Source organism: Kitasatospora sp. LaBMicrA B282 (genome assembly GCF_050325825.1).
Taxonomy (GTDB): Bacteria; Actinomycetota; Actinomycetes; order Streptomycetales; family Streptomycetaceae; genus Kitasatospora.
On sequence record NZ_JBNQTI010000036.1, the window covers coordinates 46,342 to 57,368 of the forward strand.

At 72.0% G+C, this 11,027-nt stretch carries 11 protein-coding genes; 7 read left to right on the forward strand and 4 right to left on the reverse strand.

Annotated features, from left to right (window positions below; translation table 11 throughout):
• Positions 1-97 precede the first annotated feature (97 nt).
• Positions 98-1,672, reverse strand: coding sequence for an acyl-CoA mutase large subunit family protein (locus ACQRUO_RS13150; RefSeq protein WP_428316031.1), 1,575 nt, complete (start codon positions 1,670-1,672; stop codon positions 98-100).
• Positions 1,673-1,773: 101 nt separating this feature from the next.
• Here ACQRUO_RS13150 and ACQRUO_RS13155 point away from each other — a divergent pair, with 101 nt between their 5' ends.
• Positions 1,774-2,535 carry an SDR family oxidoreductase gene (locus tag ACQRUO_RS13155; RefSeq protein ID WP_428316032.1) on the forward strand — a complete coding sequence of 254 codons (762 nt, stop codon included), beginning with the start codon at positions 1,774-1,776 and terminating at the stop codon, positions 2,533-2,535.
• Positions 2,536-2,808: 273 nt separating this feature from the next.
• A complete protein-coding gene (locus ACQRUO_RS13160; protein WP_428316043.1) occupies positions 2,809-3,327 on the forward strand; it encodes a 2-oxo-4-hydroxy-4-carboxy-5-ureidoimidazoline decarboxylase in 519 nt (172 codons plus the stop codon).
• A 27-nt stretch (positions 3,328-3,354) separates the two neighbouring features.
• Here ACQRUO_RS13160 and ACQRUO_RS13165 read toward each other — a convergent pair whose 3' ends face one another.
• Entirely contained in the window at positions 3,355-4,068 is a 714-nt protein-coding gene (locus tag ACQRUO_RS13165; protein ID WP_428316033.1) for a hypothetical protein, read from the reverse strand.
• A gap of 269 nt (positions 4,069-4,337) precedes the next feature.
• On the opposite strand from ACQRUO_RS13165, the gene sdhC reads away from it, so the two are divergent.
• From sdhC to ACQRUO_RS13185, 4 genes are read left to right on the forward strand one after another with little or no spacing between them, the layout of a single operon-like run.
• On the forward strand, positions 4,338-4,718 hold the full coding sequence (sdhC, locus tag ACQRUO_RS13170; protein ID WP_428316034.1) for a succinate dehydrogenase, cytochrome b556 subunit: 381 nt from the start codon (positions 4,338-4,340) through the stop codon (positions 4,716-4,718).
• A gap of 6 nt (positions 4,719-4,724) precedes the next feature.
• On the forward strand, positions 4,725-5,213 hold the full coding sequence (locus ACQRUO_RS13175; protein WP_428316035.1) for a succinate dehydrogenase hydrophobic membrane anchor subunit: 489 nt from the start codon (positions 4,725-4,727) through the stop codon (positions 5,211-5,213).
• Between the two features lie 31 nt (positions 5,214-5,244).
• Positions 5,245-6,987 carry a succinate dehydrogenase flavoprotein subunit gene (gene sdhA / locus ACQRUO_RS13180; RefSeq protein WP_428316036.1) on the forward strand — a complete coding sequence of 581 codons (1,743 nt, stop codon included), beginning with the start codon at positions 5,245-5,247 and terminating at the stop codon, positions 6,985-6,987.
• A complete protein-coding gene (locus ACQRUO_RS13185) occupies positions 6,987-7,781 on the forward strand; it encodes a succinate dehydrogenase iron-sulfur subunit (RefSeq protein ID WP_428316037.1) in 795 nt (264 codons plus the stop codon). The genes sdhA and ACQRUO_RS13185 overlap by 1 nt, the downstream gene beginning before the upstream one ends.
• A 75-nt stretch (positions 7,782-7,856) precedes the next feature.
• Here the strand turns inward: ACQRUO_RS13185 and ACQRUO_RS13190 are convergent, their stop codons facing one another.
• Entirely contained in the window at positions 7,857-9,518 is a 1,662-nt protein-coding gene (locus tag ACQRUO_RS13190; RefSeq protein WP_428316038.1) for a hypothetical protein, read from the reverse strand.
• A gap of 76 nt (positions 9,519-9,594) precedes the next feature.
• A complete protein-coding gene (locus tag ACQRUO_RS13195) occupies positions 9,595-9,846 on the reverse strand; it encodes an SCO4848 family membrane protein (protein WP_428316039.1) in 252 nt (83 codons plus the stop codon).
• A gap of 183 nt (positions 9,847-10,029) precedes the next feature.
• On the opposite strand from ACQRUO_RS13195, the gene ACQRUO_RS13200 reads away from it, so the two are divergent.
• Positions 10,030-11,027: D-alanyl-D-alanine carboxypeptidase family protein (locus ACQRUO_RS13200; protein ID WP_428316040.1), on the forward strand; the 998-nt coding region annotated here is incomplete at its 3' end.

Below are 11,027 nucleotides of genomic sequence, written 5' to 3' on the forward strand. Positions count from 1 at the left end.
ACCAAAAACACCACATCTGGCAGCCCACCCTCCCCACGGGGTCGTTCGGCCGCCGGGCCCCCCCCCCCCCCCCCCCCCGGCCCGTCTGCGCGCCGCCTCAGAACCGCTCCTGCGGCCGGTACGTCCCCCACACCGCGCGCAGCGCGTCGCTCACCTCGCCCACCGTGGCCCGGGCCGCCAGCGCCCCCTTCATCGGGTACAGCACGTTCTCGCCGCCCGCCGCCGCCCGGCGAAGCCCGTCCAGCTCCCGGCGCACCGCCGCGGCGTCGCGCCCGGCGCGCAGCCGGGCCAGCCGCTCGGCCTGCCGGGCCTCGATCGCCGGGTCCACCCGCAGCGGCTGGTACGGCTCCTCGCTCTCCAGCCGGAACCGGTTGACCCCGACCACGGTCCGCTCCCCCGCCTCGGTCTGCTGCTGGATCCGGTAGGCGGAGCGCTCGATCTCGCCCTTCTGGTAGCCGGCCTCGATCGCCGCCACCGCGCCGCCCAACTCCTCCACCCGGTCCAGCAGCGCCAGCGCGGCCGCCTCCACCTCGTCGGTCAGCGCCTCCACCGCGTAGGAGCCGGCGAACGGGTCCACGGTGGCGGTCACGTCGCTCTCGTGGGCGATCACCTGCTGGGTGCGCAGCGCCAGCCGGGCCGCCTTCTCGGTGGGCAGCGCGATCGCCTCGTCGAAGCTGTTGGTGTGCAGCGACTGGGTGCCGCCGAGGACCGCGGCCAGCGCCTGCACGGTGACCCGGGCCAGGTTCACCTCCGGCTGCTGCGCGGTCAGCTGCACCCCGGCGGTCTGGGTGTGGAAGCGCAGCATCTGCGAGCGGGGGTTGCGGGCGCCGAAGGTGTCGCGCATCAGGCGGGCCCAGATCCGGCGCGCGGCACGGAACTTGGCGACCTCCTCGAGCAGCGTGGTGCGGGCGACGAAGAAGAAGGAGAGCCGCGGCGCGAAGTCGTCCACCGCCATCCCGGCGGCCAGCGCGGCGCGCACGTAGGCGACTCCGTCGGCCAGCGTGAAGGCGATCTCCTGCGCGGGCGTGGCCCCGGCCTCGGCCATGTGGTAGCCGGAGATCGAGATGGTGTTCCAGCGCGGGATCTCCGCCTGGCAGTACCGGAACAGGTCGGCGACCAGCCGCAGCGAGGGGGCCGGCGGGAAGATGTAGGTGCCGCGGGCGATGTACTCCTTCAACACGTCGTTCTGCACCGTGCCGGTCAGCCGGTGCGCGGCCACCCCCTGGGCCGCGCCGACCAGTTGGTAGAGCAGCAGCAGGATCGCGGCGGGCGCGTTGATGGTCATCGAGGTGGAGACCTCGCCGAGCGGGATGCCGTCGAACAGCACCGCCATGTCCTCGACGCTGTCGATCGCCACCCCGACCTTGCCGACCTCGCCGGCGGCGAGCGGCGCGTCCGAGTCGTAGCCCATCTGGGTGGGCAGGTCGAAGGCGACCGAGAGGCCGTGGCCGCCGCCGGCGATCAGCTGGCGGTAGCGGGCGTTGGACTCGGCGGCGGTGCCGAAGCCGGCGTACTGCCGCATGGTCCAGGGGCGGCCGGTGTACATGGTCGGGTGGATGCCCCGGGTGTAGGGGAACTCGCCCGGTACCCCGATCTCGGGCGGCGGCTGCTCGGGGCCGTACACCGGCTCGATCGGGAAGCCGGACTCGGAGTGTCGGGGCGCTGCTGCCATCGGGATCCTCCGCGGGGGTGGGCCGGGAACAACCTGGACGCTGCCTGCGATGATGGCACCGCAGGCAGTCAGGCACGACGGAGCAGGCAAAGGACACGGCAATGGAAACCGGGCAGCGGAAGGTCGCCGTGGTCACCGGCGCGAGCAGCGGCATCGGCGCGGCGACCGCGCAGCGGTTGGCGGACGAGGGCTTCGAGGTGGTGCTGACCGCGCGCCGCACCGAGCGGATCGAGCAGCTCGCCAAGGAGATCGAGAGCCGGGGCGGGGCGGCCCGGGCGGTCACCCTGGACGTCACCGACCGGGCCGCCGTGGACGAGTTCGCGCGCACCGTCGGCCGGGTCGACGTCCTGGTCAACAACGCCGGCGGGGCCTTCGGCGCGGAGTCGGTGGAGCAGGGCGACCCGGCCGACTGGCTGGCGATGTACCAGGTGAACGTGCTGGGCGTGCTGCACATGACCCAGGCGCTGCTGCCCGGACTGCGGGAGACCGGCGACGGCACCGTGCTGATCCTCTCCTCCACCGCCGCACTGGCCGCCTACGAGGGCGGCGGCGGCTACGTCGCGGCCAAGCACGCCGCGCACACCATCGCCGCCACGCTGCGGCTGGAGCTGGTCGGGGAGCCGATCCGGGTGATCGAGATCGCGCCGGGGATGGTGAAGTCGGAGGGCTTCGCGGTGACCCGGTTCCGCGGCGACGAGGCCAGGGCGGCCTCCGTCTACCAGGGCGTCTCGCACCCGCTGACCTCCGAGGACATCGCCGACACGGTGGCCTGGGCCGTCACCCGGCCGCCGCACGTCAACATCGACCTGCTGGTGGTCCGGCCGCGGGCCCAGGCCTCCAACTACAAGGTGCACCGGGACTGACCCGGGCGGGGCTCGTGGGGCGGGCCGCCGGGCCCGCCGGACCGGCCCAGGCAGCCGTGGTCACAACTTGATAGCTCGTCAGGGTGAATTGCGCGCGCACCCTCCCCAACTGATGAGCGCTCAACTACCGTGGTCCCGCTGCCCGGGAGGACCTCGGCGCCGCGTGGGCGACCCCGCGCACGCCTCGTCGTGATCCATGCTGGTTACGTCCGACCCACGAGCCCCTTTCCGCCTCCCGAGGAGGACCCGCTGGCCAGCGACATCCCGGCCGACATTCCCGCACCACGGCCGACCATCCCGCCCAGCCCCGCGGTCGGACTGCACCGGTTCAACGAGGCCGACCCCGGCGCGGCCGAGGAGGCCCTGCTCGCCTGCTGCGGCAGTCACCGGTGGGCGCTGCGACTGACCGCCCACCGCCCCTACCCCGATCTCGACTCGCTGCTGGCCGCCGCCAGCGAGGCCTCCTACGACCTGCGGCCGAGCGACCTGGCCGAGGCGCTGGCCGACGAGAGCTGGATGCCGCAGCCGCTGCTCGGCATGCGGGCCCCCGGCAGCCAGGCCGCGCACACCGCGCTGCGGGCCGCGCACGCCGCCTACGAGTCCCGGTTCGGCCACGTCTTCGTGGTCTGCCTGGCCGGCGTCGACCCGGAGGAGATGCTGGACACCGTGCTCAGCTCGATCCGCACCCGGCTGGCCAACGAGCCGGACGAGGAGCGCCTGGTCGCCGCCGAGGAGCTGCGCCGGATCGCGCTGCACCGGCTGGAGCACCTGGTCGCCAGCGGCTCCGGCTGACCCGCTCCGGCCGACCGGCCCCGCTCTTCACCCCTGGGCGGCCCGCAGCTTCCTGGTCTGCGCCTGCACCACCACCGGGTCCGGCACCGCGGCCGGCTCCTTCGCGCTGCCCACGGTGGAGAAGACCGCCAGCGCGGTGCCGACCCGCACCACCGCGGCCCGCTGGGTCAGCTCCGACCCGCCCGCCTGCGGACCACTCGTCAGGGTGAACGCGGTGGCGGCGTCGGCTCCCCCGGGAGTGGGCGTGTCGGCGCGGACCAGCTGGTGCCGGGTGCGGGCCGCCTTCGACTGGCCGGGCACTCCGGAGGTGAAGTCGGTGCACTTGGCGAGCACCTGGTCGAGGCCGGACTGGAGCTCGGTCGAGCGGCCGGCGGGGTAGCCGAGCAGCGCGGTGTAGAGGAGGGTCTGCGGGTGCCCGGCCGGGGCGGTGGTCAGGTCGGTCTCGGCCTGCGGGGTGGCGGTCGGGTCGGCCGGGCCGATCGCGTCCAGCACCGGCTGGCAGGCCGGCACGTCGGCGAGCTGTCGCGGCGCGCCCGGCGCCGGGCCGCCGGCCTGCGGGTTCATCAGGGTGACGGTGTATCCGCCGCCCAGGTCCGACGCGGTCACCGCGGCGGCGCGCAGCTCGGCGGCGCTGAGCGCGCGGGCCGGCGGCGGCGCGGCGGGCGCCGGGGGCTGCACGGTGGCGCACCCGCCCACCGCGAGTGCGGGCAGCAGTAACAGGGCGGCACGGCGACGGGTCATCGGTGTCCTCGGCGGCACTCGGCCGCGGTCGACGGTGGCCGGTGGGGCCTGATCGGGCGGATTCGTCACCGTACCGCGAGGACGGCGTGACCCTCGGTCACCGAAAAGTCGGTCATTAGGCCGCCCGTGCCTGATTGATCACACTCAAACCCCCCGGAGGCGGAGCCCGACGAGGCGTCGATAGGATGACCGCGGCCGGTGGACCGTACCCGGCCGGGCTGACCGACACCGACGCCGGGAGCCCGTCAACCGCTTCCGGAGGGTTTCCCGTGCCGGCTGGAACGCTGTACCGCGGCCGAGAAGGCATGTGGTCCTGGGTGGCTCATCGAGTCACTGGCGTCCTCATCTTCTTCTTCCTTCTCGTCCACGTCCTCGACACCGCCCTGGTGCGGGTCTCGCCACAGGCGTACGACTCCGTCATCAAGACCTACAAGACCCCGCTCGTGAACCTGATGGAGTACGGCCTGACGGCCGCCATCCTGTTCCACGCTCTGAACGGCCTTCGGGTCATCGCGGTGGACTTCTGGTCGAAGGGCCCCAAGTACCAGAAGCAGATGCTGTGGAGCGTCGTGGGCGTCTGGTTCGTGACCATGGCCCTCGCCCTCTACCCGATCCTTCAGCACACCCTGCTCACCTGGTTCGGGAAGTGATCCGGCATGTCGACTGAGATTTCCGACCTCGTGGTTCCGTCCGCGCAGGCGCACACCGGCAAGGGACTGGGCACCGGCAACCCCGCCGACGCCTTCGTCGTCGAGCCGCCGCGCACCCGGACCAAGAAGACCCCGCGCCGCACCCGCACCAACTTCGAGATGCTCGCCTGGCTCTTCATGCGCCTGTCGGGCGTGGTGCTGGTCGTGCTGATCCTGGGTCACCTGCTGATCATGCTGGTCCTGGACCACGGCGTCTCGAAGGTGAGCTTCGCCTTCGTCGCCGGCCGCTGGGCCTCGCCGTTCTGGCAGGGCTGGGACCTGCTCATGCTCTGGCTCGCCATGCTGCACGGCGCCAACGGCATGCGCACCGTGATCAACGACTACGCCGAGAAGGACTCCACTCGGCTCTGGCTGAAGGGCCTCATGGGCGCCGCCACGGTCTTCACCGTGCTGCTCGGCACCCTGGTCATCTTCACCTTCGACCCGAACATCTAATCGGCGCAGGCCAGAGGCGAGAACAACTCCCATGCAGATTCACCAGTACGACACCGTCATCGTCGGCGCCGGTGGCGCCGGCATGCGCGCGGCCATCGAGTCGACCCAGCGCAGCCGCACGGCGGTGCTGACCAAGCTGTACCCGACCCGGTCCCACACCGGCGCGGCCCAGGGCGGCATGTGCGCCGCCCTGGCCAACGTCGAGGAGGACAACTGGGAGTGGCACACCTTCGACACGGTCAAGGGTGGTGACTACCTGGTCGACCAGGACGCCGCCGAGATCATGTGCAAGGAGGCCATCGACGCGGTCCTGGACCTGGAGAAGATGGGCCTGCCCTTCTCCCGGACCGAGCAGGGCCGGATCGACCAGCGCCGGTTCGGCGGTCACACCCGCAACCACGGCGAGGCCGCGGTCCGCCGCTCCTGCTACGCGGCCGACCGCACCGGCCACATGATCCTGCAGACGCTGTTCCAGAACTGCGTCAAGCACGGGGTCGAGTTCTTCAACGAGTTCTACGTCCTCGACCTGCTGATCAACGACGGCAAGACCGCGGGCGTCGTGGCCTACGAGCTGGCCACCGGCGAGATCCACGTCTTCCAGGCCAAGGCGGTCGTCTTCGCCTCCGGCGGCACCGGCAAGTTCTACAAGGTGACCTCCAACGCCCACACCCTCACCGGTGACGGCCAGGCCCTGGTCTACCGCCGCGGCCTGCCGCTGGAGGACATGGAGTTCTTCCAGTTCCACCCGACCGGCATCTGGCGCATGGGCATCCTGCTCACCGAGGGCGCCCGCGGCGAGGGCGGCATCCTGCGCAACAAGGACGGCGAGCGCTTCATGGAGCGCTACGCCCCGGTCATGAAGGACCTCGCGTCCCGTGACGTCTGCTCCCGCGCGATCTACACCGAGATCCGCGAGGGCCGCGGCTGCGGTCCGGAGGGCGACCACGTCTACCTGGACCTGACCCACCTGCCCCCGGAGCAGCTGGACGCCAAGCTCCCGGACATCACCGAGTTCGCCCGCACCTACCTCGGCATCGAGCCCTACACGGACCCGATCCCGATCCAGCCCACCGCGCACTACGCGATGGGCGGCATCCCGACCAACGTCGAGGGTGAGGTGCTGCGCAACAACACCGACATCGTCCCGGGCCTGTACGCGGCGGGCGAGGTCGCCTGCGTCTCGGTGCACGGCGCCAACCGCCTGGGCACCAACTCGCTGCTGGACATCAACGTGTTCGGCCGCCGCGCGGGCCTCGCCGCCGCCGACTACGCGAGCAAGCACGAGTTCGTCGAGCTGCCCGCCGACCCGGCGGAGAAGGTCCAGGCGCTGGTCGACGGCCTGCGCGAGTCCACGGGCACCGAGTCGGTGGCGCAGATCCGCAAGGAGCTGCAGGAGACCATGGACGTCAACGCCATGGTCTACCGCACCGGCGCCACCCTGAAGCAGGCCCGCGAGGACATCGCGGCGCTGCGCGAGCGCTACAAGAACGTGGCGATCCAGGACAAGGGCTTCCGCTACAACACCGACCTGCTGGAGGCGGTGGAGCTGGGCAACCTGCTCGACCTGGCCGAGGTGCTGGTCGTCTCCGCGCTGGCCCGTGAGGAGTCGCGCGGCGGCCACTTCCGCGAGGACTTCCCGACCCGTGACGACGTGAAGTTCATGCAGCACACCATGGCGTACCAGGAGGTGGCCGCCGACGGCACCACCTCGATCCGCCTCGACTACAAGCCGGTCGTCACGACCCGCTACCAGCCGATGGAGCGTAAGTACTGATGAGCGCCCCCACGATCGACGCCCCGCACTCCTCGGCACTGGACGCGGCCGAGTCCGGCGCCGTCCAGATGGTCACCTTCACGCTGCGGATCCGCCGGTTCAACCCGGAGGAGCACCCGGACCCGGTGTGGGTGGACTACCAGCTCACCATGGACCCCAAGGAGCGCGTCCTCGACGCCCTCAACAAGGTCAAGTGGGAGCAGGACGGCACCCTGACCTACCGCCGATCCTGCGCGCACGGCATCTGCGGCTCGGACGCCATGCGGATCAACGGCCGCAACCGGCTGGCCTGCAAGACCCTGCTGAAGGACGTCGCCGCCCCGGACGGCAAGGGCGGCATGCAGCCGATCACCATCGAGGCCATCAAGGGCCTCACGGTCCTCAAGGACCTGGTGGTCGACATGGACCCGTTCTTCCAGGCCTACAAGGACGTCATGCCGTTCCTCATCACCAAGGGGAACGAGCCGACCCGCGAGCGCCTGCAGTCCGCCGAGGACCGCGAGCGCTTCGACGACACCACCAAGTGCATCCTGTGCGCCGCGTGCACCTCGTCCTGCCCGGTCTTCTGGAACGACGGCCAGTACTTCGGCCCGGCCGCCATCGTCAACGCGCACCGCTTCATCTTCGACTCGCGCGACGAGGGCGCCGAGCAGCGCCTGGAGATCCTCAACGACCGTGAGGGCGTCTGGCGCTGCCGCACCACCTTCAACTGCTCGGAGGCCTGCCCGCGTGGCATCGAGGTCACCAAGGCGATCCAGGAAGTCAAGCGCGCCCTGGTGACGCGCCGCTTCTGACCCCGCGTCGAGCACGTCACGGCGAAGGCCCCGTCCGGTTCACCCGGACGGGGCCTTCGCCGTGACGTGGAGCCGTTACTTCAGCGCGCCGAAGTCGTACGGCGCGGTCCAGCCGCTGAAGACGTCCAGGTGCCGGTCCGCGGTGACCGCCCACAGGTCGGGCACACCGTCCCCGTCCACGTCGCCGGAGCTGCCCAGGGTCGGGTAGGCGGCGGTGGTGAAGCCGGTGGCCACCACGTGCGCGGTGGGGTCGGCCAGGGCGGAGAAGTCGAAGCTGCCGTCGGCCTTCTTCGGCAGCGGGAAGGCGTGCAGCTCACCGGTGGCGCGGTCACGGGCCCAGAGCGCCAGGTTGCCCTGCGCGTCGGCGCCGGGGGCGACCAGGTCGTAGCCGCCCCAGTTGCCCGCGGTGGTCAGCTGCCGGGCAACGGTGAAGCCGCGGAAGTTGACGTGGTCGAAGAGCCACAGGTTGCCGCCCTCGACGGTGAGCAGCGACGGGTCGTCCGGGCTGCCCGGGTCGGTGGAGCCGAGCGCGACGACCTGGTCCGCGGCCGACCAGTCCGAGGCGTAACCCGCCGGGCAGCTGACGGTCGCCCCGGTGACGTCCTGGCAGGTGGTGGGCCGGGGGACGAGCGTGGCGTACTGGCTGCCGAGCTGCAGCGAGCCCTGGTTGGTGTACCGGTACAGGTTGCCCTTGCTGTGCACGAAGACCGTGTCGGCCGGCGCGCCGTTGGGCATCCAGCCCCGGTGGGCGACCTGCAGCCCGGCCCAGCTTCCGGAGCCGCCCGGCGCGTCGGCCGCCGGGAAGGTCTCGCGCGGCGTGGTGCTGCCGCCGTTGCCGCTGATCACCTGGAGGTTGCCCGCGCTGTCGGGCAGCACGATGTCCGGTACCCCGTCGTTGTCGACGTCACCGAGGGCGGTCGGCGGGTTGGGGTTGCTCGGCGCGTAGAAGTTGTAGGAGAAGGGCTGCGACACGTTGCCGGCGTTGTCGATCGCCTGCACGGTCAGCGTGTTGGTGCCCCAGTCCTTGGGCGTCAGCTGCACGCTCGCCGTCCCGGTGGCGTCGGGCACCACGGTGTTGGCGCCGCCGCAGCCGGTGAAGATGCCGAGCTGGGCCGGAGTGATCGCGTACTGGAAGCAGGCCACGCCCGAGGCGGCGCCGCCCGCGGGCGCCGGGTCGGTGCCGGTGAGCGTGAAGGTGCCGGCCTGGCCGGCGTACTTGGTCGCGGTCCGGCCGGAACCCTGCGCCGGGAAGTCCGTCGAGTTCACCGAGACCGTCGGCGGCGTCAGGTCGACCTGGAAGTGGCACTCCGGCGTCGAGGTGTGCACCTCGTCGGTCACCGAGTACGCGTGCCACACGTAGCTGTGACCGTCCTGCAGGCCCGGCACCTGGGCGCTCACGGTGCCGTTCTGCACCGCGAGCCCGGTGGCCCGGAAGACCTGGGTGGACGGCTCGGTGGTGGTGTCGCGGACCGCGATGTCCGGCAGCGTGGTGACGCCGGCCGGGACCTGGACGTCGGCGCTCAGGGTGGGCGGGGTGACCGACCGGCCCACCCAGCCCGGGGTGCCGTCGGGGGCGCAGTCCTCGGTCGGGGTGCCGCCGGGGGCGAGCACCGGGGCCGGCGAGACGCGCGGGTTGCTGAACGAGAGGCCGTCGCCGGCGACGGCGCTCGGAGCGCTGGCGAGGCCGACGGCCATGGTGAGGATGCCGCCGGCGGCGAGCAGGCGCGAAGTACGCAAGAAGAAGAGTCCCCCTCGAAAGAAGTTCGATGGCAGATCGAACGAGGGGGACTCTGTCAGTGGCGTCGCCGTCCGGTCAACGGATTTCCGTCGGGCGGGGGCGCAGGCCGCGCAGGCCCACCAGGCCGACCAGGATGCCGAGGACGAAGGAGGTGACGGCCAGGGCCAGGTGGATCCAGAAGAAGGCGGTGGGGTGGCTGTGGTCGCCGTTGGTGAAGGCCTGGTGGGCGGAGTCGGCCCAGAGGTTCTTCACGAAGGTGGTCCAGATGATCACGGACCAGACGCCGAAGGCGGCGAGGAACCAGGAGGTGCGGCGGCTGAGCTTCATCGGTGGGTGTCCTTGGGGTGCGGCACTGCGGCCGTTCCAGTATGGGTGGGCGGCCGATCGGCGCAGTGGGCGGTCCCCCGTTCCGGGGACCTGGGCGGTGTTCGCGGGCCGGGTGCGCGCCGGACTGGGTACCGACACCGCGTGCATTTGGATGCTTACCTGACGAGTCGTACTGGCGTTCGGGTGGCTGTGCTGGCCGCCGCCCTCCTGCTCGCCGCCGCCCCCTGCGCGGCCGCCGAGCCGCCGCCGGTCGCCACCGTGGTCGGCGGCGAGCGGCTCGGGCAGCCGGGCGTGCAGGTCGCGCCGCAGCCCGGGGCGCCCAAGCTGCCGGAGGGGCTGACCGGGATGTCCTGGCTGGTCGCCGACGCCGACACCGGCGACGTGCTGGCCGCCTACAACCCGCACCTGCGGCTGCCACCGGCCAGCACCCTGAAGATGCTCTTCGCCGACACCGTGCTGCCCAAGCTGGACCGGAAGACCGTGCACCGGGTGGCGCCGGAGGACCTGGCCGGGATGGGGGCGGGCAGCAGCCTGGTGGGGATCAAGGAGGACCTGGACTACCGGGTCGAGGACCTGTGGCGCGGGGTCTTCCTGAGCTCGGGCAACGACGCGGTGCACGTGCTCGCCCACATGAACGGCGGGGTCGACCAGACGGTCCGCCAGATGCAGGAGAAGGCCGTCGAGCTGGGCGCGAGCGACACCCACGTGGTCTCCCCCGACGGCTACGACGAGGACGGCCAGCTGACCAGCGCCTACGACCTGACGCTGTTCGCCCGCGAGGGGCTGCGCAATGCCGACTTCCGGTCCTACTGCGGCACCAGGGACGCCCAGTTCCCGGGGGCGGTGGATGCCCGCACCGGGCAGCGCGGCACCTTCGGCATCCAGAACACCGACCGCCTGCTCGGCAAGTACCCCGGCCTGATCGGGGTGAAGAACGGCTACACCACCAACGCCGGCAGCACCTTCGTCGGCGCCGCCGAGCGGGACGGGCACACCCTGCTGGTCGCGGACATGCACCCGGACAGCTACATGAAGGTCTACGACGAGACCGCCGCGCTGCTGGACTGGGGCTTCGCCGCCCAGGGGCACCTGGCCCCGGTCGGCCGGCTGGTCGCGCCCGAGCCGCCCGCGGCGGCCGCCCCCGGTGCCGCGGTGCCGGTCCCGGTGCCGGCCCGCCCCGC

Coding starts and splice junctions, on each gene's coding strand:
- ACQRUO_RS13150 (WP_428316031.1), bottom strand. CDS start 1,672: ATGGCAGCAGCGCCCCGACACTCCGAGTCCGGCTTCCCGATCGAGCCG.
- ACQRUO_RS13155 (WP_428316032.1), top strand. CDS start 1,774: ATGGAAACCGGGCAGCGGAAGGTCGCCGTGGTCACCGGCGCGAGCAGC.
- ACQRUO_RS13165 (WP_428316033.1), bottom strand. CDS start 4,068: ATGACCCGTCGCCGTGCCGCCCTGTTACTGCTGCCCGCACTCGCGGTG.
- ACQRUO_RS13175 (WP_428316035.1), top strand. CDS start 4,725: ATGTCGACTGAGATTTCCGACCTCGTGGTTCCGTCCGCGCAGGCGCAC.
- sdhA (WP_428316036.1), top strand. CDS start 5,245: ATGCAGATTCACCAGTACGACACCGTCATCGTCGGCGCCGGTGGCGCC.
- ACQRUO_RS13185 (WP_428316037.1), top strand. CDS start 6,987: ATGAGCGCCCCCACGATCGACGCCCCGCACTCCTCGGCACTGGACGCG.
- ACQRUO_RS13195 (WP_428316039.1), bottom strand. CDS start 9,846: ATGAAGCTCAGCCGCCGCACCTCCTGGTTCCTCGCCGCCTTCGGCGTC.